The 23,562-nt window shown below is 62.9% G+C and carries 21 protein-coding genes; 18 read left to right on the plus strand and 3 right to left on the minus strand.

Going from position 1 to position 23,562, the window contains the following annotated elements; all coding sequences use genetic code 11:
* The 5 genes from AAFM29_RS07985 to AAFM29_RS08005 all read left to right on the plus strand — a co-directional run.
* Window positions 1-125 (plus strand): acyl-CoA dehydrogenase family protein (locus AAFM29_RS07985; protein WP_341712332.1); only part of this gene is annotated, 125 nt, incomplete at its 5' end.
* Window positions 126-138: 13 nt separating this feature from the next.
* Entirely contained in the window at window positions 139-876 is a 738-nt protein-coding gene (locus tag AAFM29_RS07990) for an SDR family oxidoreductase (RefSeq protein WP_341712278.1), read from the plus strand.
* Between the two features lie 12 nt (window positions 877-888).
* Entirely contained in the window at window positions 889-1,911 is a 1,023-nt protein-coding gene (locus tag AAFM29_RS07995; protein WP_341712279.1) for an aldo/keto reductase, read from the plus strand.
* A 105-nt stretch (window positions 1,912-2,016) separates the two neighbouring features.
* A complete protein-coding gene (locus AAFM29_RS08000) occupies window positions 2,017-2,691 on the plus strand; it encodes a response regulator transcription factor (RefSeq protein WP_341712280.1) in 675 nt (224 codons plus the stop codon).
* Between the two features lie 140 nt (window positions 2,692-2,831).
* The gene (locus AAFM29_RS08005; RefSeq protein WP_341712281.1) at window positions 2,832-4,016 is read left to right on the plus strand and encodes a GGDEF domain-containing protein; all 1,185 of its coding nucleotides are present in this window, start codon (window positions 2,832-2,834) and stop codon (window positions 4,014-4,016) included.
* 66 nt (window positions 4,017-4,082) lie between these two features.
* Here AAFM29_RS08005 and AAFM29_RS08010 read toward each other — a convergent pair whose 3' ends face one another.
* Window positions 4,083-4,994, minus strand: a complete 912-nt coding sequence (locus AAFM29_RS08010; protein ID WP_341712282.1) for a hydrogen peroxide-inducible genes activator — start codon at window positions 4,992-4,994, stop codon at window positions 4,083-4,085.
* Between the two features lie 120 nt (window positions 4,995-5,114).
* On the opposite strand from AAFM29_RS08010, the gene AAFM29_RS08015 reads away from it, so the two are divergent.
* Genes AAFM29_RS08015 through AAFM29_RS08025 form a run of 3 tightly spaced genes read left to right on the plus strand, consistent with a single transcriptional unit; the run spans window position 5,115 to window position 7,157 of the window.
* Window positions 5,115-5,846, plus strand: coding sequence for a carbonic anhydrase family protein (locus tag AAFM29_RS08015; protein WP_341712283.1), 732 nt, complete (start codon window positions 5,115-5,117; stop codon window positions 5,844-5,846).
* A 40-nt stretch (window positions 5,847-5,886) separates the two neighbouring features.
* Entirely contained in the window at window positions 5,887-6,849 is a 963-nt protein-coding gene (locus tag AAFM29_RS08020) for a sodium-dependent bicarbonate transport family permease (protein ID WP_341712284.1), read from the plus strand.
* Window positions 6,846-7,157: a P-II family nitrogen regulator gene (locus tag AAFM29_RS08025; RefSeq protein WP_341712285.1), complete on the plus strand. Its 312-nt coding sequence runs from the start codon at window positions 6,846-6,848 to the stop codon at window positions 7,155-7,157. The genes AAFM29_RS08020 and AAFM29_RS08025 overlap by 4 nt, the downstream gene beginning before the upstream one ends.
* 127 nt (window positions 7,158-7,284) lie before the next feature.
* Here AAFM29_RS08025 and AAFM29_RS08030 read toward each other — a convergent pair whose 3' ends face one another.
* The gene (locus AAFM29_RS08030; protein ID WP_341712333.1) at window positions 7,285-10,008 is read right to left on the minus strand and encodes a TonB-dependent receptor domain-containing protein; all 2,724 of its coding nucleotides are present in this window, start codon (window positions 10,006-10,008) and stop codon (window positions 7,285-7,287) included.
* A gap of 115 nt (window positions 10,009-10,123) precedes the next feature.
* Window positions 10,124-11,692 carry a hypothetical protein gene (locus AAFM29_RS08035; protein WP_341712286.1) on the minus strand — a complete coding sequence of 523 codons (1,569 nt, stop codon included), beginning with the start codon at window positions 11,690-11,692 and terminating at the stop codon, window positions 10,124-10,126.
* 249 nt (window positions 11,693-11,941) lie between these two features.
* On the opposite strand from AAFM29_RS08035, the gene AAFM29_RS08040 reads away from it, so the two are divergent.
* The 10 genes from AAFM29_RS08040 (at window position 11,942) to AAFM29_RS08085 (ending at window position 23,407) form a co-directional block, all read left to right on the plus strand.
* Window positions 11,942-12,325 (plus strand): tetratricopeptide repeat protein, encoded by a 384-nt coding sequence (locus AAFM29_RS08040; protein WP_341712287.1) that lies wholly within the window; start codon window positions 11,942-11,944, stop codon window positions 12,323-12,325.
* A gap of 170 nt (window positions 12,326-12,495) precedes the next feature.
* Window positions 12,496-13,125, plus strand: a complete 630-nt coding sequence (locus AAFM29_RS08045; RefSeq protein ID WP_341712288.1) for a lytic transglycosylase domain-containing protein — start codon at window positions 12,496-12,498, stop codon at window positions 13,123-13,125.
* 6 nt (window positions 13,126-13,131) lie between these two features.
* Complete coding sequence (locus AAFM29_RS08050; protein WP_371830724.1) at window positions 13,132-13,434, plus strand: TrbC/VirB2 family protein; 303 nt, start codon at window positions 13,132-13,134, stop codon at window positions 13,432-13,434.
* 3 nt (window positions 13,435-13,437) lie between these two features.
* On the plus strand, window positions 13,438-13,722 hold the full coding sequence (locus AAFM29_RS08055) for a type IV secretion system protein VirB3 (protein ID WP_173215816.1): 285 nt from the start codon (window positions 13,438-13,440) through the stop codon (window positions 13,720-13,722).
* An 18-nt stretch (window positions 13,723-13,740) separates the two neighbouring features.
* Window positions 13,741-16,170, plus strand: a complete 2,430-nt coding sequence (locus AAFM29_RS08060; protein ID WP_341712289.1) for a VirB4 family type IV secretion/conjugal transfer ATPase — start codon at window positions 13,741-13,743, stop codon at window positions 16,168-16,170.
* Entirely contained in the window at window positions 16,167-17,336 is a 1,170-nt protein-coding gene (locus AAFM29_RS08065; protein ID WP_341712290.1) for a type IV secretion system protein, read from the plus strand. Before AAFM29_RS08060 ends, AAFM29_RS08065 begins: the two co-directional genes overlap by 4 nt.
* On the plus strand, window positions 17,336-18,121 hold the full coding sequence (locus tag AAFM29_RS08070; RefSeq protein ID WP_341712291.1) for a TrbG/VirB9 family P-type conjugative transfer protein: 786 nt from the start codon (window positions 17,336-17,338) through the stop codon (window positions 18,119-18,121). The genes AAFM29_RS08065 and AAFM29_RS08070 overlap by 1 nt, the downstream gene beginning before the upstream one ends.
* Window positions 18,121-19,242 carry a TrbI/VirB10 family protein gene (locus AAFM29_RS08075; protein WP_341712292.1) on the plus strand — a complete coding sequence of 374 codons (1,122 nt, stop codon included), beginning with the start codon at window positions 18,121-18,123 and terminating at the stop codon, window positions 19,240-19,242. Before AAFM29_RS08070 ends, AAFM29_RS08075 begins: the two co-directional genes overlap by 1 nt.
* Window positions 19,243-19,255: 13 nt before the next feature.
* On the plus strand, window positions 19,256-20,281 hold the full coding sequence (virB11, locus tag AAFM29_RS08080) for a P-type DNA transfer ATPase VirB11 (protein ID WP_371830725.1): 1,026 nt from the start codon (window positions 19,256-19,258) through the stop codon (window positions 20,279-20,281).
* Between the two features lie 201 nt (window positions 20,282-20,482).
* Window positions 20,483-23,407 carry a TonB-dependent receptor domain-containing protein gene (locus AAFM29_RS08085; protein ID WP_341712293.1) on the plus strand — a complete coding sequence of 975 codons (2,925 nt, stop codon included), beginning with the start codon at window positions 20,483-20,485 and terminating at the stop codon, window positions 23,405-23,407.
* The last annotated feature ends 155 nt before the right edge of the window (window positions 23,408-23,562 follow it).

Raw genomic sequence — 23,562 nt, forward strand, 5'->3', positions numbered from 1 at the left:
TGCATGGCGGCGCGGGCTACATGAACGAATATGCGATCGCCCGCCTGTGGCGCGACGCGCGCGTCACCCGCATCTTCGGCGGCACCAACGAGATCATGAAGGAAGTGATCAGCCGTTCGATCTGAGAAGGAATTCCGCATGGCAGATCCGCTCGATTTCTCCGGCAAGACCGTCCTCGTGGTCGGTGGGACGAGCGGTATCGGCAACGGTATTGCGCATGGGTTCCGCGAGCGCGGGGCGACCGTCCACGTTACCGGCACGCGCGCCTCGGCAAGCGACTACAGTGTAGAGGAAGGTAGCGATCTTATAGACCTTGTCTTCCATCGCGTGGACGTATCACAACCTGGTGCATTCGAAGCGCTCGATTTGCCCGAACGGCTCGATGTAGTCGTGCTGTGCCAGGGTACCGTCCGCTATCGCCGCGAAGAGTTCGAGCGCGCAGGCTGGGACGCGGTGATGGAGGTCAACCTCAATTCGCTGATGGATTGCGCGCGCGCCGTGCGGCCCAAGCTGGCCGAGCGCGGCGGGTCGCTGATCATCGTGAGTTCGGTCGGGGCCTATCATGCGATGATCGGCAATCCGGCCTATGCGGCAAGCAAGGCGGGGGCGGTGAGCCTGGTTGGATCACTGGCGCAGGCCTGGGCGGGCGAGGGCATCCGCGTGAATGGTATCGCTCCGGGCCTGGTTCCCACCAAGCTGACCAAGGTGACAACCGAAAACGAACAGCGCGCCGCCGGAGCAGTTGCGCGAATTCCCGCCGGGCGTATGGGTACGCCCGAAGATATGGCAGGGGCGGCACTGTTCCTCGCCTCGCCACTAGGCGATTACGTCGTTGGCCAGACCATCCGGGTGGATGGCGGCATGACGCTATCCTGAGGAAAATGGGTCATGGAATATGTCAATCTCGGCCGCTCGGGCCTCAAGGTCTCGCGGCTGTGCCTCGGCTGCATGAGCTATGGCGATACCACGCGCGGTTGGCATGGCGATTGGGTCCTGGGCGAGGACGACAGCCGACCTTTTATCCGTGAGGCGCTGGAATCGGGGATCAACTTCTTCGACACGGCCAACATGTATTCGCAGGGCAGTTCCGAGGAAGTGATCGGGCGGCTACTGCCCGAATTCGCCAAGCGCGACGAGATCGTGGTCGCAACCAAGGCCTATTTCCCCTGGCGCCAGGCGCCCAACACTGGTGGCCTGTCGCGCAAGAGTCTGATGCACGCCATCGACGCCAGCCTCACCCGGCTCAACATGGACTATGTCGATCTCTACCAGATTCATCGATGGGACGACGAAACACCGATCGAGGAAACGATGGAGGCGCTGCACGACATCGTAAAGGCGGGCAAGGCGCGCTACATTGGCGCTTCCTCGATGTGGGCATGGCAGTTTGCCAAGGCGCAGGACGTGGCGCGGACGAACGGTTGGACGCGCTTCATCTCGATGCAGAACCACGTCAACCTGCTCTATCGCGAAGAAGAGCGCGAAATGCTGCCGCTTTGCGCCGATCAGGGGGTCGGGATCATTCCGTGGAGCCCGCTGGCGCGCGGCAAGCTCGCGCGTGGCTGGGACGAGACCACCGTCCGCAGCGAGACCGACGGGATCGCCAAGGCCCTGTATCGCCAGCAAGAGGATGCCGATCGCGCGATTGTCGATGCAATAGGGGCGATTGCCATGGAGCGCGGCGTGTCGCGCGCGACCGTCGGGCTCGCCTGGCATTTCGCCAAGGGCATCACGGCGCCCATCATCGGCGCGACCAAGCCCGGTCACATCGCCGCCGCGGTCGCCGCCATGGACCTGGCGCTGAGCGACGAAGAGGTGGCGCGCCTGGAGGAGCCCTATGTGGCCAAGAGTCCCGCCGGAATCGCCACGCCCCTGCAACGCAACTGGTCGCTAAGCGTGTCCGCGAGCTGACAAAAACGCGCTTTCCGCGCGAAGTGTTACAATCTGCCGATTTAGGTCACAAACGAGTCACATCGCTGCGCCATCGCTCGCCCATCAGGGTGGGACGAACGACGCGTGCAGGCTATCAATATCTTCCTGACCGACCGGCTGGGTGAAGAGATTTCCGACTTCGTGCATGGCGACATGCGCTATGCCTTCGGGCGCCTCTACCCCGAAGGGCCCCGGCGCCTGGTGGAAGGGCCGGTCTGCGCCTTCGTCGATTGGGTGATGGAGGACCTCTCCGGCCTGGAGATGTGCCGTCGCCTGCGCGCCGATGCGCGTACCGCCGATGCGCATATCACCATCGTGCTTGAAGAAGACGATCCTGAAGACAAGCGCCGTGCGTTGCGTGCCGGCGCCGATGATTACATGGTCGGGCCGGTCGATCGCACGGCGGTGCTCGACCGGGTGATGGCGCTCCAGGCGGGCGGCGGCCACGCGCGGGTGACCGAGCAATTGCAGGTGGGGCAGTTGCTGATCGATGCCGCGGCGCTCCAGGCCCGCTGGGCGGGCGAGCCGCTGACGCTGCGGCCCAATGAATTTCGCTTGCTGCGTTTCTTCGCACAGAACCCCGACCGCGTGCTGACCCGCGCCGAATTGATCGAGGCGCTGGGCAAGCAAGAACCACCGATCGACGAGCGCACCGTGGACGTGTGGATCGGCCGCCTGCGCCGCGCGCTGCGCGCCAAGGGCGCCGGCGACCGCGTACGAACCGTGAGGTCACTGGGGTACGCCTACGATTCACATTAGGCTGGAATTTCAGTCGGGCGCGGTGCGGTGTTGTGGCGCCGATTGACCTGAGACTTGGCTGCGGGGAAGTACTTAGGGTTCTTTCGGGAGCGCGTAATTGTTCGTGGGATAATCGCTGGCCTGACTGGAGGTCGCGATTGATGAGCAACAGCCTGATAATCGATGACAATGGGCTCTGTCATTCCGAGCGAGACAGCACGTGGGAGCCCGAGATCCGCCGCGAGATTCTCCAGGGTATTGTGGACGTCGAACGGCGCGCCGTTCTCGCCAACCTCATTTGCTGGCTGGTCGTCGCTCTCGCCGCTGCGACCCTGCCCAATGCTGCGCTCTATATTGCCCCTTTGGCTTTCAGGTTGCTTGCGATGGTCGGGACCCGGGCAACCTTTTCCAGGGTTCGCCGGCGACTTTCAGCGGGCCTTGATTACCAGCGCGACTTGATCCCCTTGATGGCGGCCCTTTTCCTTGGTGGGGTCAGCTGGGGTGCAACGATCCTTCCTGTCGTTATCGAACCGTTTCTGAACCCAGGGCGTCTACTTGTGGGTGGCGCGACGATCGCCGGGGTCAGCATCATCGTTTCGCTCCTTCTCCCAGTACCTCGCCTCGCATTCGCATATACGGCCGGCTTCTTCTGCTCCTTCGGCCTCGGTCTGCTCTGGGCACCATCCGAATTCGCGCTCAAGGCGGCGCTGGGAAATGTCGGATTGTTCGCCATTTTCTTGTCCTATGGCTACGCCACGATCGCACGCCACCGGAAGGCCGCCGAATTGCTGGTCGAGAACCGGCGCCTCAGCGAAGAACTTGCGACAGCCTTGGCCCATTCGGACTTCCTTGCCTATCGCGACTCCTTGACAGGCCTGCAAAACCGCAGGGCCTTCTTCAAGAACGATCGGGAAGACGGCGGCGAACAGCAGAAATTTGTGCTCACGATTGATCTCGACCACTTCAAGGCGGTCAACGACACCTTCGGGCACCCGATGGGCGATCGGGTTTTGATCGGCGTCGCGGACGCGATCCGTTCGGTCATCGAAAAGCTTGGGACGGAGGGCCATTGCGCCGCGCGGCTTGGGGGCGAGGAGTTTGCGATGATCCTCAACGTATCTGAAATCGAAATGGCGGAGCTGATCGCCCAGATGGTCCGGCTGGAGATCGCGCAGGTGCCGAGGCGACTCGAAGAGGATGACTTGGTCACAACAGCCTCCATTGGTCTTTCTGTCTGGAAGCCCGGCGAGGCTTTCGACGACGTACTCGGCCGGGCCGATGGCGCCTTGTATCGCGCAAAGAGCCGGGGCCGCGATTGCGTCGTCCATGCCCGGATTGCAGCATAGCGGCCAGCGACGCCGGAAAACCGTTTCTTCAGACCAGGCGAGAGGCCATGTGCGCCCGCCCGTGTCTCAGCCCTGCGATTCCAGTCGCCCGCGTGCCTGTTGGGCAACGATCTGTGCCACCTCGGCATAGAGCCAGCCGAACGCCGCCGACGAACGCCAGGCTGCACCAACACTTCGATACTCTAGCCATTTCGACGGTTCGGCTATTCTGACCACGTCGAGCGCCGCGGTGTCCGAACGGATATAGAGTTCGGGCAGAAGAGCGAGGCCCACCCCCGTGCCTGCCATCTGCCGCAGGGCTTCGAGACTGGTCCCCTCGTAATCTGCCAGGATCGTGGCGCCGAGTTTGGCACAGACGCCTTCCAGCTGTCGGTGGTAGTGGTGGCGATGATCGAGCGTCAGGAACGTCCGGCCGTTGAAGTCGCGGTGGGTGAGGCTGCCTTTCGACAAGAGCGGATCATCTGGCGGGGCCACGATCCGTAGCGGTTCGCGAAAGAGGGGCTCGATGTGCAGCCCACGGCCGGCAATCGGCATCGGCGACAGGACCATGTCGAGCTCTCCCGCAGCCAGCTCGGCCTGCTGCATGGCCGGAATACCCTCGCGCAAATAGAGGCGCAGTTCCGGGTAGCGCTGATGCAGTTCCTTGATCACTGGTGGCATCAGATAGGGTCCGATCGTGGGGGTCACCCCGAATCGAATGGATCCGGCCGGGCGGGATGCGACACGATCTGCGGCTTCGCCGAAATCCCGAACAGCACCGAGGACGGTGCGAGCCGGGCTGAGCAGTTCGCGACCGCTCGGCGTCAATTGCATGCCCCTGGGCACGCGCTCGAACAGCTTCAGGCCAAGGCGCAACTCCAGTGATCGAAGCTGCTGGCTCAAGGCAGGTTGGGTCAGCCCGAGAGCCATGGCCGCTTCGCTCATATTGCCCGTCTCGGCGAGCTTGGCGAACATCTCGAACTGCTTGAGGCTTGGCATGGATGGATATTAGCTTTTCTTATAGATGATACGCAAGACTTCGAATTGGATTATCGAAAAGGGCGCTCACATATCGCCCGCCGACCGGGGCAATGCCCGGGAGCCCAAGGAGCAAGCGTTATGAAATACCTCGCCACCGTCGCGGCGCTTTCAATCGGCGTGTCAGGTGTTGCCGTCGCCAAGGAGAAAGACTGGTCCTTCGGCGATGGTCAGGCGCCCGAGCGCTGGAGCGCCATCAAGGCCGATTACGCCAAGTGCGACATCGGCAAGATGCAATCGCCGATTGACCTGACCAATCCCGACGCGCGGGCTTCGGTGAAGCTGGTTGCGAATTTTGGCAGGGTGGACGGGACCTTGTCGCTTGGCAGGGAGAAAATCCAGATCGACTTCACCCCCGGACAGGGCAAGGGCATGAAGAGCGGGGACAAGGTATTCGACCTACTGCAGGTCCATTTCCACACCCCGGCAGAGCATGCCGTGAACGGCGTACGCTACCCCATGGTCGCGCACTTCGTTCACGCCACCGGCGCAGGCGAGCTAGGCGTGCTGGGGGTGTTTTTCACCGAAGGCAGCGCGAACCCCGCACTGGGCGCCCTGCTTGACGCGCATGCGACTGGCAATGGGACGCCGCTGTCACTGAATATCGACGACATGATTCCCGATAGCCTCAATGTCTATCGCTATATGGGCTCGCTCACCACGCCGCCCTGCAGTGAGGGTGTGAACTGGCACGTCGCCAATGTCCCGGTCGAAGCGAGCGCCGAGCAAATCGCCAAGTTGCGCGGCGCCCTGGGCCCGACCGCACGATCGATCCAGGACCGCAACGGCCGCCTTCTGGTCGCGCCGGAATAAAATCCGAGAACCGGTTCCTCAAGTAGACCAGGAGCAAACATTGGATCAGCTTTCTGCTACGCTGCTTTCGGCGCCGGTTCTCTTTTTCGCCCTCGGGGCATTGGCGGCGGCGGCGCGTTCCGATCTCGCAGTGCCCGAAACGATTGCGAAGGGGATGTCACTCTACCTGATGGCAGCCATCGGCCTGAAGGGGGGCGTCGAGGTCGCCAAGGCGGGAATCGGTCCGGAACTGCTGGCCGCGCTCCTGGCGGGCCTGGCCCTCAGCGCTTCGATACCGTTCCTTGTCGCCCCCGCGCTCACTCGCTTCGGCGGTCTCGATCGCACGAACACGGGCGCGGTGGCGGCTCACTACGGCTCAGTAAGCGTCGTCACATTCGTGACTGCGAGCCAGGTCTATGGTGATACCGGCTTCGCCATCGCGGGCTTCATGGTGGCCGTCCTCGCGATGATGGAGACTCCCGCGATCCTTTCCGGACTGATCATCGCCCGGCGCGAGGGAGGGAGGCTGTTGTCCGGTGAACTGCTGCGCGAGGTGTTGTTCAACGGATCGGTTGTCCTACTGCTTGGCAGCTTCGCCATCGGCATGATGATTGGTGAAGGCGGCTTCGAACCTATCTCCCCCCTATTCCGCGCCGGCTTTACCGGCGTCCTGTGCCTCTTCCTTCTCGACATGGGCCTGATCGCCATGCGGCGCATCCTCAAGACCCGGGCGCTGACCTGGCGACTGGCACTGCTGGCGGTGACCTTCCCGGTCGTGAACGGCACGCTCGGCGTATTGGTAGGGACGTTGATTGGGCTCGATACCGCTTCCGCCGCCGCGCTCGGGATACTCGCCGCGAGCGCTTCCTACATAGCGGTGCCGGCCGCGATGCGGCTATCCTTGCCGCAAGCGGATGCCGGTCTCTATCTGACGATGTCGCTCGGTGTGACCTTCCCCTTCAACATCGTGCTGGGCATTCCGCTGTTCCGCATGATGGCCGAAACCATGGGAGCCGTATTGTGATTGCAACAACTCCGCGCGACAGGATCGAGGTGCTCGTCGATGCCCCCCTTGCGCCGCAGCTCGCACGGCTGGCGCAGGAGGCCGGCATTACCGGCCACACCTTGATCCGCACCGATAGCGGCCGTGGGCGGCAGGGCGAATGGTCGGAAGACCTCGTCAGCGGTGCGACAGCGAAGTTCATCTTCCTGACGATAGCGAACCGCGAGCGAGCAGAGGCATTCCTGCAGTCGCTTGCACCATTGCTCGAAAGCCACGGCCTGGTGGTACTACGCTCGACAGTCGACGTCATTCGACCCGAAAGGTTCTGAGCCCCGCGTCGGGCTCATCAATGCTGGGCCCAAGACAGTGATTGTGGGGTACCGAGCTCACTCCCGAACTCAAGCAAGAAGGGCCGTCCTTGCGGACGGCCCTTCCCGGAAGAAGCCGGTTGGCAATCTAGAATTCGGCCGACAGCCCGATGCTGAAGCTGGTGCCGACATCGTAGCTGTTGATCTCGATGCGGTTGGTGCCGTTGCTCTGATATTCCTCGTAGTCACGGCCGGTCAGGTTCCGCGCTTCAAGCTTCAGTTCCATGTCGGCCCCGGCCAGGGTGAAGCCCTGGCGCACCACGAAGTCGAGCCGCAGACCCGGGTTCTCGACGATATCGGGCAGGGTACCGGTGCCGCGGCTGGTCACCCGTTCGCTGGCGTAGGTGAGCAGCAGGGTTGCCTGGCTCACCTTGTCGAGATCCTCAATGCCCAACTGCAGGTTGACCAGATGGTCCGACTGGCCGGTTAGCGGCACGCCATCGCGGAAGAAGTTGGTCGCGGGCTGAGGGACCGACGGGAACACTTGCGTCGTATCGCTGTCCGAAACCTTCAGTTCCGATTTGGTGTGGGTGTAGTTGGCTATGGCGACGAAGCGCTTGCTCTCGAACCAGCCACCGAGTTCATAGAGGTCCTTGTTCCACTGGAACTCGAATTCGGCGCCGTAGAGCTCAGCGGACGGCGCGTTGGCGAAGCCGCTGACCTGATCGTTGTCCGAGAAGCTCGAGAAGACCTCGATCGGGCGCTCGATGTCCTTGTAGAAACCGGCCACGCTAGCGCGGCTGCCGGAACCCCAGTAATACTCGGCCCGCGCTTCGTAGTTGGTCAGCTTGCTGTCGACCAATTGCGGGTTGCCGTTGAACCGGCGGTTGCTTTCAGGATCGTAATAGGTCTGGAACACCAGCTCGCGGAACTGCGGGCGGGCAATGGTCTTCGAGGCGTTGAGGCGTAGCTGCAGGCTGTCGCTCGCTTCCCAGGTTAGCGTCGCCGCCGGCAGGAAATAGTCGTTCTTGAGCAGTGTCCCGGTGGTCGATCCATTGGGCTGGCCGTCAAGGCCCAGCGGGATGACATCCTGCGTCGCATCTTCATAGCGCACACCCAGATCGAGCGAGATCGGGTCGACCGGCTTGACGCGAGCCTGGACATAGCCGGCCTTGATCTCGAGCCCGGCATCGAAGGCGGGGTCCGACCCTGTCGTATCGAAGATGGTGTAGCCGAAGGGGCCGAGGCCTGCGGCCTGCTGTGCCGCAGGATCGAATCCGAAGTTGATCAGCGAGGGCTGGAGCAGGAGGTCAGGGCGGAAGGCACCGAATACGTCCGGATAATCGCCGGTCGCGCGGATATCGAGTTCGCGGCGCGAGGAGAAGCGGCTGGTGTCGGTATAGGCACCGCCGACTGTCACCCCAAGCCAATCAGCCAGCTGGTAGCTGATATCGAGACCGCCATAATAGAGGTCTTCGGTCAGGTCGGAGAAAGCCACGATGACGCCACCACGCTGCGGGTTGAGCGTGTTGAGGAAGACATCGCCAAACGGGTCGTTGGCGTTGTTCGAGCGGGTGTAGCGGAAGGTCCATTCATACGGCGCTTCGCGCTGCGTCTGGGCATAGCCGGCCCGTACGTCGACCGACAGGTCGTTGAACCGCAGTTCGCCGGTGAACTGGGTGTCGAACAGCTGGCGTTCATACCAGGCGGTGTCCTGGGTCAGGTCGGTGTCGCCATTCTGGAAGTCATCGCTTTGCCGCAAGGCGCCGCGCTTGAGCGTATCGCGAATGAACAGGTTCGTCAGGCGGAAGCGATGTTCGCCGACCTCGAGGCCGAGGCCCAGCATCGCGTTCACCAATATCCGATTGTCGGTCGAGAACTCGCGCCCGTCGGTATCGAGGTCGAGATCGTCGTTCACCGCGGTCTGCTTGGTGATGTAGCGGTTGCGCCATTTGTTGCTCAGCGATGCGGTGGCAATGATGCCCAGCTGGCCATCGCCGAATACGTCTAAGGCGGTGCCGGCAGTGATCCCGGCAGAGAAATTGACCGGCAAATTGTCGGTCTTCTGCAGCACCACCAGGTTGGGGTCGGCGATGTTCAGCAGGATAGCCTGTTGGTCGACCGCCGGATCTTCGATCGGCAGACCGCTGGCGAAATACTGCTGCAGCGCGGGGGTCAGATCACGACGGCCGCTGTCGAAGCCGAACCAGTCGTAGCTGGACCCGTAATAGGTATAGCCGTCGCCCCCGGTCGTTTCGGTATCGCCGCTCAGGCTTCCGCTGATCTTGACGAAACTTTCGGTCGGGATGGCGCGGGTGGTGAGGTTGATCACGCCGCCGCCGAACTCGCCCGGGAAATTGGCCGAATAGGTCTTCTGCACCAGGCTGGATGCCACGATGCTGGTCGGGAAAATGTCGAGCGGCACAACGCGGCTTAGCGGTTCGGGCGAGGGCAGCGGCAGGCCGTTGAGCAATGCGAGCGAATAGCGATCGCCAAGGCCGCGGACATAGACCAGGCCATTGCCGACGGTGGACAGGCCGGTGACGCGGTTGAGCGCGCCGGCAATGTCACCTTCGCCGGTCCGGGCGATACTGGCAGCATCGAGAACAGAGACGACCTGTGTCGAAGCGCGCGTCACGTCCTGGCGACGACGCCCGGTGACCACGATCGAGCCGCCAGGGATCGAGACCTCCGGCTGTTCGAACTCCTGGTCTTCCTGCGCGTCATCGATGACATCGACAGGGGCGTCCTGCACGTCCTCGACCGTCTGGTCGTTCTCGGTGGGTGCGCTGGCCTGAGCAAAAGCAATGCTCGGCATGCTGAGCGCGGTGGAGAGCAGGAGCAGCGCCGTCAGCTGCTTGCCGGTCGACATGGTATAAGACCCCCTCATTGTCAGGCCTGGAAATTCTGCAAGGGCGCTTTGCCCCATTTGAAAACGGGGCCGCGGGGGGACGCGTGGATCGCGCCTCCCGCGGCCTGATGCCGGATCAGCTGTAGACCGGCAGGGTGGTGCAGTTGGAAACCGTTGCGTCGAAGGTCACGGTCGCTGAATTGCAGGTCCAGCCGTTCACCCAGGTGCGGTTTGCGGCATAGACCGCGCCAATTTCGCCCGGCAGGACGAAGAAGGCGTCAAGCGCGGTAGGGTCGAAGACCGTCACGCCGCCTTCGTTGGTTCCGTTGAGGAAATCCATCGTCAGCGTGTTGGTGAAGCCAGCGTTATTGTTGGTGCCAGCTTCGTAGCGGGCCTGGATGGCCGCAGCGGTCACGCCGCCCGAGCTGTCGCGGAAGTCGGTCGCGCAATCGAGCACGAAGGAGTTGAAAGCCACCGGCCCGGCTTCGTCGAGGCCGGCATCAGCCGCGCGACCCAGCGTATCGGTACCGTCGACGCGAAGGCACGGGGTGCCGTTGCGTTCGGCTAGGACCGAATTGACGATCGTGTAGTCGGCCTTGCCGCGAATCCGGATGGCCTGGTCGCCCACGCCGCTATTGGCGATGAAGGTGGCGTTCGAAATCCGCGTGTTCTGGCGCGGGGTGTTTTCTGCGTTGGTATTGCTCGAGTCGGCTTCGATCATGGTGTCGCCGGTGTTCGGGCGCTGCACGACCAGGACGAACTGCATGTTCGCCTTCACACCGGTATCGGTGTCGAGGCCGTCGTCCTCTGCACCAACCACGATGAGGTTGCTGACGTTGAACTGGCCGCCGAAGAATTCGACGCCGTCATCCGAGCTGTTGTAGCTCATGATGTGGTGCAGCGTGGTGCCCGAGCCAACACCGCCGGTGGTCAGCGATTGCAGCTCGTTGTCGCCCGAAAGGACGAAGCCCGAATAACGAATCTGGACGTAGCTCATGCTGCCCGAGCTGTCGTTCGTCGTCGCACCGCCGAACAGGGCGGGCTGGGCCGAACCTTCGACCTGGCGTTCGCAGGCGGTGGTGCCCGGCGTTGCGCCCGGTGCGATACAGTCGGTAACCGGTGCACGGCCCGACAGAACCACGCCACCCCACTGGCCCGAAGAGTTCGAGGTGTTGAGGCCCTGCACATTGTCGCGGCTGGTGAAGATGATCGGCCGATCCGCAGTGCCGTTGGCCTGGATGGTGTTGCCGCGGTTGACGTTGAGGAAGCTCGAACCCGAGGCGTAAAGGATGACGCCCGGTTCGATGGTCAGTTCAACGTCGGTATCGGCCGATGTGGCCGTCGGGCCGCCATCGGTGCCCACGTCGACGCGGCCGTTGATGCGATAGAGCAGGCCCTTGATGTAAGGCAGGGTCGAACTGGCGGAGAAGACCGCGGGAAGGGTGCAGACGCGATATTCGCCGGTGGGGCCCGAAATCGTGCCGCTGTCTGTTAGGCCAACCGGATCGCTGATCGTCGGGCAGCCGGCAGCCGCGGTCACCAGGCTCGACGTGGGCGTCGGTGTCGGCGTGGGGGTCGACGTGGCGGGCGGATTGTTGATCGTGATGTTCCCGCCGGTGCCGGGCGAGACGATTTCGTCGGCCCCGCAGCTGGCAAGGGCCAGTGCACTGCAGCCGAGGACGAGCGAACGATGGAAGTTGGTCACGGGTAACGGTCCCCTCAAAAACCAGATGAACTGAAAAGCGCGAATTCGGTGATCGCGACTCGCCAGCTAGGGGCCGTTCGTGACAGTTTGTGTCGGTTCGTGACCGTTATGTTGCAGTTTCAACAGAAAGATCGGGGAAGGCCGAATTGGTCGGAAATTGCAGTTTTGTGACAATATTGCAGTTTTGTTGCAGTCGGGGCGATGTCGCAGCACAAAGGGCGGGCAACAAAGGCAATGGAGAGAGATGTCATGGCCCTTGGAATCACCCTGGCACTGGCTTTCATGGTGCAGGCTCCTGAAGAAATCGTCCCGACGGTCCAGACGACCGCTGATGTGGGTTTGGAAGAGCTGGTTGCCGGACGCGATCGTGCCGCGCTCGAAGTGATCGAGAATTGCGAGGAGCTGGCCGCTACAGATCCGGCGCGACTCATCAATCGCGGCATCGCGCTTGCACGGCTGGGCCGGTATGATGAAGCGCGGAGCGATTTCGAAGCCGCTGCATCTGCCAGCGAAGCGGTCGATCTCGAAACCGCGTCCGGCGACTGGGTGGATTCCCGCCGCCTTGCCCGCCGCGCACTTGCCATGCTCGACAAAGGTGAATTCGCGCGTTACTATGCCCTATCTTTGCGATGAACCGAGTTAATCGCATACCGCAGCAGCGGTCTTCATGGCCCGCGTTCCACCTGGAACGCGGGTCTTTTTCTTATCCGACCTAGTGTCCCGCGTCTGACATCTGCGGATAATCAGCTTTTTGTCACTCGCTTGTCATGTAGTATGGCCAACGGAGCCGGACGGAGGGTGCAATGATTCTAGCACGCTTGGTGTTCGCCCTGGGATTGTCCGGTGCAGCGCTGACTGCCTTCCCGGCGAGGGCGGATGTCATGGAGATAGACACGGACGGAGCGCGCTGGGTGGCCGGCGGAAGCCCCGCGGCAACGGCTGTCCCGATGTCCGTCGACCAGGCTGCTGCCTTGTCCGAAGTGCCCGCCGAGGTTTTCGTGCCCGATTTCGCGGTTGCCGACCCGCAGGTCCATGCCGGGCTGGTGCCTGCCAACTATCGCGCCAAGGTCGCCGAGCTGGCAGCGCGCTTCGACCTCAGCCCTGCGCTGATCGAGGCGCTGGTCTGGCAGGAGAGCCGCTGGCGTGCCTCCGCCATTTCCCCGGTTGGTGCGCGCGGCCTGGCGCAGTTGATGCCGGGCACCGCGCGCGAATTGGGTGTCAATCCGGACGATCCGCTGGCCAATCTTGAGGGCGGCGCGCGTTACCTGCGTGAGCAGCTCGACCGGTTCGATGGCGATCTCGAGCGTGCGCTGGCAGCCTATAATGCCGGTCCCGGCCGGGTCCTCCAGGCGGGCGGGATCCCGCGTATCCGCGAAACCCAGTTCTACGTGGCAGCGATTATGGGTCGTCTGTCCGATCACTCACGGGAGTAATTTGACTTGAAGCGCATTGTTTCGATCCCGGCCGCACTGGCCTTGCTTGCGACCCCCGGCGCCGCATTCGCGCAGGGTGCCGATCCTGCCGGTTCGGGCCCGATCGTTGCCGCACTCGGCTGGTTGCAGGGCACGTTGCTAGGCAATGTCGCCACCGCGGTCGCAGTGATGGCGGTGGCAGCGGTCGGCTTCATGATGCTGACCGGGCGCCTCAACTGGCGCTTCGGCGCGACCGTGATCATCGGCGTGTTCATCCTGTTCGGCGCTGCTTCGATCGTCGCCGGCATCCAGGGCGTGGCGGCGGGCTGAACCATGACTGCGCTGATCCGCCATCCCGTCCATCGAGCGCTCACCCGCCCGCAGATGTTCGCGGGGGTGACATATAACTATTTCATCATCAACGGGATGGTGACCACCGAGATTTTCCTGATCACCGGCAGCTGGCTCGCCTTGCTGGCGGCCGGCGTCATGCACGGCATCGGCTATTTTGCCTGCCTTCGCGAACCGCGTATCTTCGACCTGTGGATCACCAAGGTGTCGAAGTGCCCGCGGGTGAAGAACTACAAACGCTGGGGGTGCAACAGCTATGCAGCCTGAGCGGGAAGGATTCGAGTAATGTCGAAGTGGATCGGGGCAGCTGCGTGGAGCGCCAGGGAGGCGCGCGCTGGCGACCGCCTCCCCTATTCCCGGCTGGTCGACGAGAACACGTTGCTGTTGCGCGACGGTTCGGTGATGACTGCCATCCAGGTTCCCGGACTGCTATTCGAGACCGAAGATAGCGAAGCGCTCAACGCCCACGCAGCGACGCGCGAAGTGGTGCTGCGGTCGACGCTCGACGCACGCTTCGTCCTCTACCATCACGTCATCCGCCGCCGCGTTTCGGTCGAGCTGGAGTCGAGCTTTCCCGACCCGATCAGCCGGCACATTGACGCGCGCTGGCGCGAACGGCTCGGTTCGGGAAAGCTTTTCGTCAACGACCAGTTCGTTACGCTGATCCGCCGCCCCGCGCTGGGCAAGGCCGGCCTGGTCGAGCGCATCAGCAAGGGCTGGAAACGCAAGGGACGGGCCGAGGTGGAAGCGGATCCCAAGGACCTGCGTAGTCTCAAGGCGGCCGCGACCGGATTGATCGCGGCGCTTCAGCCCTATGGCGCGGCCTTGCTTGGCGACTATGTCGGACCGCAAGGGCACACCAATTCGGAAGTGCTAGAACTGCTTTCCGCCCTTTATAACGGTGAGATGCGCCCGGTGCGCAGACCGGCGGAGGAAACCGACATCGGCCATATGCTGCCCTATCGCCGGGTCAGCTTCGGGCTCGATGCGATCGAACAACGCGGGTCGGGCTCACCCGATTTTGCCGCGATCCTTGGCCTCAAGGATTATCCCGAGGCGACCAGCCCGGGCCTGCTCGATGGGTTGCTGCGCCTGCCCTATGAAATGGTGGTCAGTGAGAGCTATGCCCCGACCGAGCGCCAGACCGCTCGCGAGCGGATGGACCTGGCAATCCGCCGGCTCAAGAGCGCCGACGAGGAGGCGATGGCCGAGCGGGCAGACATGCTCGCCGCGCGCGATGAACTGGGCAATGGCGCGGTCGGCTTCGGCGACCATCACCTGACCGTGATGGTCAAGGAACGCGACCTTGGCCGGCTTGACGATGCGATGGCCGCCTGCGCTGCTGCGCTAGCCGATACCGGCGCAATCGCAGTGCGCGAAGATACCAATCTTGAACCGGCATTCTGGGGCCAATTCCCGGGCAACGAAGGCTATCTGGTACGCCGCGCGCTGATCTCCAGCGCCAACATGGCCAGCTTCGGTTCGCTGCATGGCTTCGCGCTTGGCCAGGCGCAGGGCAATCACTGGGGCGATGCGGTCACGCTGCTGGAAACCACCAGCGCGACACCGTTCTTCTTCAACTTCCACCACGGAGACCTGGGCAATTTCTCGGTGATCGGGCCGTCGGGTTCGGGCAAGACCGTGGTGATGAACTTCCTTGCCGCGCAGGCGCAGAAGTTCAGCCCACGCACCATATTGTTCGACAAGGATCGCGGTGCCGAACTGTTCGTGCGCGGTATCGGCGGGCGTTACGATGCAATCCGAGCAGGCGAGCCGACCGGGTTCAATCCACTCGCGCTGCCTGACAGCCCGGGCAACCGTGCATTCCTGCGCGATTGGCTGGGCGTGCTGCTCAAGGCCGAGGGACCGGAGGAAGAGGCAACCATCGCCGGCGCGGTCGATGCGGCTTACGCCAATGACCCCTCGCTGCGCCGCCTGCGCCACTTCCGCGAGCTTCTGTCCGGCAGCCGCCGCCCGCAGCCTGGCGATCTGGCCGATCGCCTGGGTGCGTGGATCAACGAAGGCGAACATGCCTGGCTGTTCGACAATGGCGAGGACCGGCTAAACCTTACCGCGCGCGTCCTCGGCTTCGATATGACCGTGCTGCTCGAGAACCCGCGGCTGCGCACCCCGGTGATGATGTACCTGTTCCACCGGATCGACGAGCGGTTGGACGGCAAGCCAACGATGATCCTGATCGATGAGGGCTGGAAGGCGCTCGACGATGCGGTCTTCGCCGCCCGTATCCGCGATTGGCTCAAGACACTGCGCAAGCGCAATGCGCTGGTCGGCTTCGCCACCCAGTCGGCGCGCGACGCGCTGGAAAGCCGGATATCGACGGCGCTGGTCGAACAGACCGCCACGATGATCTTCATGCCAAACAGCCGCGCGCGGTCAGAGGATTACTGCGACGGCTTTGGCCTGACCGAGCATGAGCTGGCGCTGATCCGCTCGCTGCCGGCACATAGTCGCTGCTTCCTCGTTCGCCAGCCCGACGCAAGCGTGGTGGTGCGGCTCGACCTTTCGGGCGCGCCTGAGGTCCTGACGCTGTTGTCGGGTCGCGAAAGCACTGTGCGCCGGCTTGACCTGTTGCGTGAAGCGCTGGGCGATGCGCCTGCCGACTGGTTCCCGGCGCTTACCGGTAGCAAGTGGCCGGGCGGCGCCAACGATACAGAGGAGGCCGGGACGATCCCGCTCGGCCTGGCTGCCGAATGAGCAGCGCAAATTGCCAGCAGGCCGCCGAACAGGTCGGCAATGGGGTGGCAGCGGCACTGAAAGGTGTCGACTGCATTGCCGGGGAAGCTTCGGCTGCAGCCTTTGGACGTCTGTTTGCCCCTGGTGGTGCGCTGGTTCCGGCGCTGACGATCCTGCTGACGATCTTCATCGCATTGTTCGGTTTCGCGCTGCTTACCGGGCGCAGCAATGTCAGCGTTCGTGCCCTGGTGCCGCGCATGGCGACCCTGGGCATCGTCCTGACTTTCGCCACCAGCTGGATCGCTTACCAGAGCGTGGTCTGGAACCTCGCGCTCGCCACGCCCGACTGGCTGGCTGGCCTGCTCACCGGCACCAGCGGCAGTGCGACCGATGTCTTCGCGCAGAAGATCGACGTGGTCTTCATCGCGATCCAGGAGGCGAGTGGCGGGAATACCGATATCTCGGCCTTCTCGCCTGCCGGTATGATGTGGCTCGGTGCCATGCTGTTCATGCTCGGCACGGTGGGGCTGCTGGTGACGACCAAGATCGCGATGGGCGTGCTTATCGCGCTGGGCCCGATTTTCGTGGTATTGGCGCTGTTCAGCGGAACCCGTGGCCTGTTCACCGGCTGGGTAAAGGGCCTGACGATGTGTGCGCTCGCCCCACTCTTCGCGGTGCTTGGCGGTAGCGTGATGCTTGAACTGGCCGTGCCAATCCTGGGCGCGCTCACGGCGACCCCGGGCCAGGTCAACGCCCAGGCGGGGATGGCCTTTTTCATGATCGGTGCGGTGCATGTGGCGCTCATGTTCCTCGTGCTCAAGGTCGCGGGAACGATGGTTTCCGGATGGACCGTATTCGGCTTGGCATCATCGGACGAAGGCAAATCTTCAGCGACTACGTCGGCCCCGCAAGCCGTGGCGCCGTCACCCGCGCTGATGCAGGCGCAGGCGGTCAATCAGGCGAGCGCACAGGCACGTCGGATCGATGTTTCGGCGGTGCCCACGACGGTTGCGGCCAATGATGCCGGTGCCGGTACGACCAGTCGGAAGACCACCGTACTTGCGACCGCCTCCGGTCCTGGACAGGTCGCGCCACTCAATTCAGGCCCGACACGGGCCAGCGGGATCGGATCCCGTTTCAAGTCTGCGCCACCCAAGGCACTCGACCGTTCGATGGAGAAACACTGATGAACCGCGCGCTCTACCCCGCGCTGCTGCTGGCCGTGCTCGGCACGCCGTCTCTTGCCGCGAGTGACCCGCGCCTCGTCGAAGTCATGTATGACGAGGCGAAGGTCTTTCGTGTCGAAGGCAAGGTGACCGTGCAGGCATCGATCGTCTTCGGCGATGACGAAGTGATCGAGAATGTTGCGATTGGCGATTCTGCCGCCTGGCAGGTTACCCCCAACAAGCGGGCCAACATCCTGTTCGTGAAGCCGCTCGATGCGCGTGCTTCGACCAATTTGACGGTCATCACCAGCAAGCGGACATACCTCTTCGATCTCGTGGCCAGCCCCACCGCCAAGCCGCTCTATGTGTTGCGCTTCGACTATCCGCCCGAGCCTGAGGCCGAGCAGGTTCCGCAACTGGCTGAAGGGCCCAACGCGGTCGAGAAGGAAGCGGCAACCGATCCCTATGCGGTGGTCGACCCGACCGACCTCAACTTTGCCTGGACCGGCTCGGGCGATCCCGAACTTCTGCCGACCAACGCCTTCGACGATGGCACCGCCACCTTCCTGACCTGGCCCGAAGGCAAGGACGTGCCTGCGATCCTGATCACCAATTCCGAAGGCGTCGAAGGCCCGGTCAATTTCACCGTGCGTGGTAGTACTATCGTTGTCGATGGCGTGCCGCGTTCGATCGTCTTGCGTTCGGGCAAGGACAGTGCCCGACTGGTCAACAGCGGCCCCGAACGTGCCGCCAATCCCGATACCGCGCGCGGGGGAACCGCGCTCGCCTCGAGAGGAGGTAACTGATGCGTCTCGCTATGCGCCTGCCCGAAAAGAAGCCGGGCAAGGAAACCGTCGCCAATGACGTCGATCCGCGCGAGGAAGCTGATGCCGAGATCATCGATCTCGCCCAGCGCAACGCCTTTCCGACCGTTGGGCGCCAAGGCGGCCCGTCCGATGCACTTGGCCTTTTGGCCGGGGTTGCAATCGTTGCCGGGCTCGGAGCGGTGACGCTGTGGGGCATGAATTCCTCTCGCGTCGCGCCGCCTGAAGGGATCGGGGGCAAGCAGACTCAGGACGAAGTCGTACCTTCGGTACCTCCGCAGGCGGTGACCCCGGTGGTCCAGCCGCCACAGTCGGTGCCGCAGGTCCAGTCTGACCCGGCACCCCAACCGGTCTATGCGGTGGCACCAGAGGCCGTCGCATCGGTGAATCCCTATGCCAACCCCACTGTGGTGTTCGATGCGAGCGCGGCTCCGGCGGGCCTTGCCTTGGCGGCACCGGGTGATGCGCCGACCGCGAGTGCTGCGACGGGTAATTCTGCCAGCGATTTCGCCAGCCGGATCGGAGGCGTTGGAGGAGCCCCGGCGCAGGCACGGGCCATGGTCAATCCTTCGACAACGGTGACCCAGGGAACATTGATCCCGGCGGTTCTCGAGACCGCGATCGATACCAATGTCCCCGGCTATGTCCGGGCGGTGGTCAGCCAGGACGTTCGCAGCTTCGACGGGACCAAGGTGCTCGTGCCGCGATCGAGCCGTCTGATCGGCCAGTACCAGTCGGGCCTGCAGAACGGCCAGAAGCGCGCCTATGTCATCTGGACCCGCCTGATCCGGCCCGATGGTGCATCGGTCAACCTTGCCTCCCCGGCGATCGGCTTCGATGGGACCACCGGCCTTGCGGGCAAGGTTTCGGGTGCGGGTTTCTTCAACCGCTTCGGTTCGGCGCTGCTTCTATCGGTTGTCGGCGGGGCGGGCTCGGTTGCGACCGGTGGTGTCGCCGGCGTACTGCTTGGCGGTGCAAGCCAGTCGGCCGCCAGCACTGCTGCGCAGCAGGACGGGCAGAAGGGCCCGACCGTACGCGTGCGCCAGGGTGAACCGATCCGCATCTTCACCGCGCGCGATCTCGATTTCTCGTCGGTGAACTGAAGCGGCCTTACCCGTGACTGCCGAGATCCATCCTTTCCTGCCCGACGACCATCCCGAAGAGGATGCACCCTCGGTCGACCTCAACGGTGAGCGGAGTGTCTACCTCGACGCCTATTTGGCGCCGTTCAAGGAATGGCTCGAGCGCGACACGGTAACGGAGATCCTCGTGAACCGCCCGGGCGAAGTGTGGATCGAAGATGCGGCGCATCCGGGCATGCAAAGGGTTACCCGGCCGGAGATCGACGACAGGCTGGTCCAGCGCCTGGCCGAGCAGGTCGCGCGGGTGAGCCATCAGGGCATCAACCGCGAACACCCGTTGCTTGGTGCGACCCTGCCCGACGGTGCGCGCGTCCAGTTCTGCGGACCGCCCGCTGCACGCAAGCATTGGGCCATGGCGATCCGTCGCCATCGGCGGCTGGACCTGCCGCTCGATGCCTATGACGCCGGGCCGCTATCGGCACATCAACACGGCGCCATGCCCGATGCCAATGGCGCACCGATCGCTTTCCTGCGCGAGGCGATCCGCCAGCGCCGGACGATCCTCGTCTCGGGTGGCACGAGTACCGGCAAGACGACGTTCCTCAACGCCATGCTGGGTGAGATTCCGCGCCATGAGCGCGTGGTGCTGGTTGAGGACACGCCCGAATTGAAACTTCCCGGCGAAAACGGCGTGGGGCTCGTGGCTGTGAAAGGCGAACTCGGCGAGGCCAAGGTAACCGCCAACGAATTGCTCCAGGCGGCGCTGCGCCTGCGTCCCGACCGGATCGTTCTGGGGGAGTTGCGCGGAGCGGAAAGCGTCAGCTTCCTGCGCGCGATCAACACCGGCCATCCGGGTAGTTTCTCGACGATCCATGCAAACAGTCTGCGGGGCGCGCTGGAGCAGCTGGCCCTGATGGTGATGCAGACGGGAATCGGGCTGACCCGTTCCGATACCATTGCCTATGCCGCGAGCGTGATTGACGTGATTGTACAACTCGGGCGCGACAGTTCGGGAAAACGCGGCATCACGCAGATCGCGGAGAGCCACTCGCTCGTTTGAGGCGGAAAAGTGCTGCAAATAGGCTGCAGGTCAGGGTGCCGTAGCGTCAATTGAGCACCGCGGTGCGGCGTTTAGATAACACTTGGAAAAAACCGGGCTTAATCTGCGCAATAATGCTGCGCAATCGCTTGCGTGCATACGAATGTATGATAGCTTCCCGATCCTAGGCTGCAAAGACGGCCAGTGGAGAGGAGAGGGTTTATGAGGGTTAGGTATAGCCTGCTCGCGGGTATTTGCGCCGGCGCCATGGCAGTTCCAGCATATGCGCAGGATGCGGGCGATGAAGAGCCGACGGTCCGGCAAAACGTAATTATCGTTACCGCGCAGCGCCAAAACCAGAGCCTGCAGGAAGTGCCGATTGCGGTCAGCGCCTTCGATGCCGAGGCGCTTGAGGCGCAGCAGATCGAGAACACCAGCGACCTTCAGCTGACCCTTCCGAACGTCTCGTTCACCAAGTCGAACTTCACCGGTTCGTCCTTCACCATCCGTGGTATTGGCGACCTGTGCGTCGGCACCTCGTGTGACTCTGCTACCGGCATCCACACCAACGGTTCGCCGCTGTTTGGCACCCGCCTGTTCGAAACCGAATACTTCGACCTGGAACGGATCGAGGTTCTGCGCGGCCCGCAGGGCACGCTGTTCGGTCGCAATGCTACGTCGGGCGTCGTCAACCTCGTCACGCACAAGCCTGAGCTGGGCATTTTCGGCGCCTCTGCAGAGGCCGAGTACGGCAACTACAACAGCATCAAGGCCAAGGGGATGATCAACATCCCCCTCGGTGATTCCGTGGCCTTCCGCGCTGCTGGCTTCTACCTGAACCGCGATGGCTACACGACCAACACCTTCGACGGCAACGATCTCGACGACCGCGATATGTATGCGGTCCGTGGCTCGCTGCGGTTCGAGCCGGGTCCTGACACCACCATCGATCTCATGGCCTATTATTTCCGTGAGAACGACAAGCGCCTGCGTATCCAGAAGCAGCAGTGCCAACGCGACCCAACGGGCGTGCTCGGTTGTCTCAACAACCGCCGCGATTTCGACAATACCAACGCCAATTCGACCTTCACCGGCACATTGGGTTCGGTTGAGTTCCTGTCGATCGCGCTGGGCAATCCCGCGCTGGGTGCGGCCCTCGGCCTCAACAGCATCTATGGCCCGGACATCTACTTCAATTATGACGAGCCTGACGATGTCCGTACCGTCGGCACTTCGTTCACTCCGGAATATTTTGCCGACGAACTGCAGTTGCAGGCGCACATCGATCATAACTTCGGTCCGATCAAGATGTCGCTCAGCGGCACCTATCAGGAAACCTCGGTCGACTCGCGCCAGGACTACAACCTTGGCATCCCCGGGCGGAACTTTGCGCAATTCCAGACGGCATTGAACTCGTTGGCGTTCTTCGCCGCGAATGGGTTGCCGACTGGCGTTGCCAACCCGCCGTTCGTTCCCGGTTCGGCGGCTTACTTTGCACCAATCGCAGCCGCGTTGATCCCCGATGGTCCGAACGGCCAGCTGTGCACTTCGGATACGCGCCTCGACAATCGCGGCGTCTATGAAGGCTTCGGCATCTGTTCCGACCTGCCCGGTGCATTCGACCGTTCGCGGTCCAACGGCAAGTCGTGGTCGACTGAAGCCATCTTCAGCAGCGACTTCGATGGCCCATTCAACTTCCTTGTTGGTGGGATTTATGCCGAAGCGAAGGCCTATGACACCGATTACTACGTCAATGCCTTTGCGATCGACTACATCACTGGCGTCCTGGGCACCTTGACTGCTTTCGGGGCTGGCGCACCGCCATCCTATCTTGCGACGTCGTTCTATCGGAACAATACGCAGGACTTCAAACTCAAGAGTTACGGTATCTTCGGGGAAGTCTATTTCGACATTTCCGATACGCTGAAACTCACGGGCGGCCTCCGCTACAACAACGACAAGAAGCGTTTGGCGGCTCGCACGACCTTGGCGAATTTCCTCAACCCCTTCAGCAACGATGGGGATCCGTTCGACTCGCCGTTCGTCGGTGGCTTCGACGCCGATCCCGGCACACCTGGCAACCAGCTGTTGCAGGTGCGCCAGGTCGGGTTTGACGAGATCACCGGACGTGCCGTACTCGATTGGCAGATCGGGCCGGAAAACCTGATCTATGCGTCATACTCGCGTGGCTACAAGTCGGGTGGTATCAACCCGCCGCTGTCTCCGGTGTTTTCGGTTTCGGAGAGCTTCGGGCCGGAATCGCTCGATGCATTCGAAATCGGTACGAAGAACACCTTCCTCAACGGTGCGTTGCAGCTGAACCTGACCGGGTTCTACTACAACTACTCGAGCCTCCAACTGAGCCGCATCATCGCACGCACTTCGGTCAATGACACGATCGATGCCAAGATCTGGGGCGTGGAGCTTGAGACGATCATCCGTCCTGCGGACAATTGGCTGATCAACGCGAACTTCAGTTACCTCAACGCGGAAGTTAAGGGCGATCAGTTCTTCTCGAACCCGCGCGATCCGGGTGGTGGCGATCCGAATGCGGTGATCATCAAGGACATCACCAACGGCGCGCTCTGTGCGGTTACGGGTCCTGCACCCGGGGCAGCGGCAGCATTTGTCGGCGGGGTAAACGCTACACTTGGCCTTCAAGCTCCCGGACCATTCCCGGCCGATGGCGGCATTGCATCCTTGGGTGCGTTCAGCATCTGTAGCGCACTCGCAGCCAATGCTCCGACAGGCTTCGCCGTCCTTAGCCCGGGCGTTGAAGTCAACCTGAAGGGCAACAAACTGCCACAGGCTCCCGAGATGAAGGCCTCGTTCGGTACCCAGTACACGGCGGAGTTCTCCAATGGGATGACCCTGGTGCCGCGTTTCGACGTGGCCTTCACCGGCGAGCAGTATGGCAATGTGTTCAATGGCCGGGTCAATCGGATCAAGCCCTTCGTCCAGGCGAATGCGCAGATCCAGTTGAACGGTCCCGATGATCGCTGGTTCATCCGCGGCTTCGTGCAGAACATCTTCAACAGTAACTCGGTGACCGGTCTTTACGTCACTGACGCGTCTTCGGGCCTGTTCTCGAACATCTTCACCCTCGACCCGCGCCGCTACGGCATCGCGGTGGGTGCGAAGTTCTAAGGCACAACACCTGACAACGGGGGAGGAGGGGCGGCCTTTGGGCCGCCCCTTTTTCGTGTTTGGTGCGGGCGCCGGCGCGGGGCAGGGGGGGGAGTAGGTTTAGGTGTGGGAAACATCCAACCCAACCGCCCCGGTCAGCAAACCCCCACACACGT

This window comes from Erythrobacter sp. (assembly GCF_038133525.1).
In the GTDB taxonomy this organism is placed as follows: Bacteria; Pseudomonadota; Alphaproteobacteria; order Sphingomonadales; family Sphingomonadaceae; genus Qipengyuania.

Coding starts and splice junctions, on each gene's coding strand:
- AAFM29_RS07995 (WP_341712279.1), top strand. CDS start 889: ATGGAATATGTCAATCTCGGCCGCTCGGGCCTCAAGGTCTCGCGGCTG.
- AAFM29_RS08075 (WP_341712292.1), top strand. CDS start 18,121: ATGCGTCTCGCTATGCGCCTGCCCGAAAAGAAGCCGGGCAAGGAAACC.
- AAFM29_RS08010 (WP_341712282.1), bottom strand. CDS start 4,994: ATGCCAAGCCTCAAGCAGTTCGAGATGTTCGCCAAGCTCGCCGAGACG.
- AAFM29_RS08055 (WP_173215816.1), top strand. CDS start 13,438: ATGACTGCGCTGATCCGCCATCCCGTCCATCGAGCGCTCACCCGCCCG.
- AAFM29_RS08065 (WP_341712290.1), top strand. CDS start 16,167: ATGAGCAGCGCAAATTGCCAGCAGGCCGCCGAACAGGTCGGCAATGGG.
- AAFM29_RS08040 (WP_341712287.1), top strand. CDS start 11,942: ATGGCCCTTGGAATCACCCTGGCACTGGCTTTCATGGTGCAGGCTCCT.
- AAFM29_RS07990 (WP_341712278.1), top strand. CDS start 139: ATGGCAGATCCGCTCGATTTCTCCGGCAAGACCGTCCTCGTGGTCGGT.
- AAFM29_RS08060 (WP_341712289.1), top strand. CDS start 13,741: ATGTCGAAGTGGATCGGGGCAGCTGCGTGGAGCGCCAGGGAGGCGCGC.
- AAFM29_RS08030 (WP_341712333.1), bottom strand. CDS start 10,008: ATGTCGACCGGCAAGCAGCTGACGGCGCTGCTCCTGCTCTCCACCGCG.
- AAFM29_RS08005 (WP_341712281.1), top strand. CDS start 2,832: ATGAGCAACAGCCTGATAATCGATGACAATGGGCTCTGTCATTCCGAG.
- AAFM29_RS08070 (WP_341712291.1), top strand. CDS start 17,336: ATGAACCGCGCGCTCTACCCCGCGCTGCTGCTGGCCGTGCTCGGCACG.
- AAFM29_RS08015 (WP_341712283.1), top strand. CDS start 5,115: ATGAAATACCTCGCCACCGTCGCGGCGCTTTCAATCGGCGTGTCAGGT.
- AAFM29_RS08045 (WP_341712288.1), top strand. CDS start 12,496: ATGATTCTAGCACGCTTGGTGTTCGCCCTGGGATTGTCCGGTGCAGCG.
- AAFM29_RS08085 (WP_341712293.1), top strand. CDS start 20,483: ATGAGGGTTAGGTATAGCCTGCTCGCGGGTATTTGCGCCGGCGCCATG.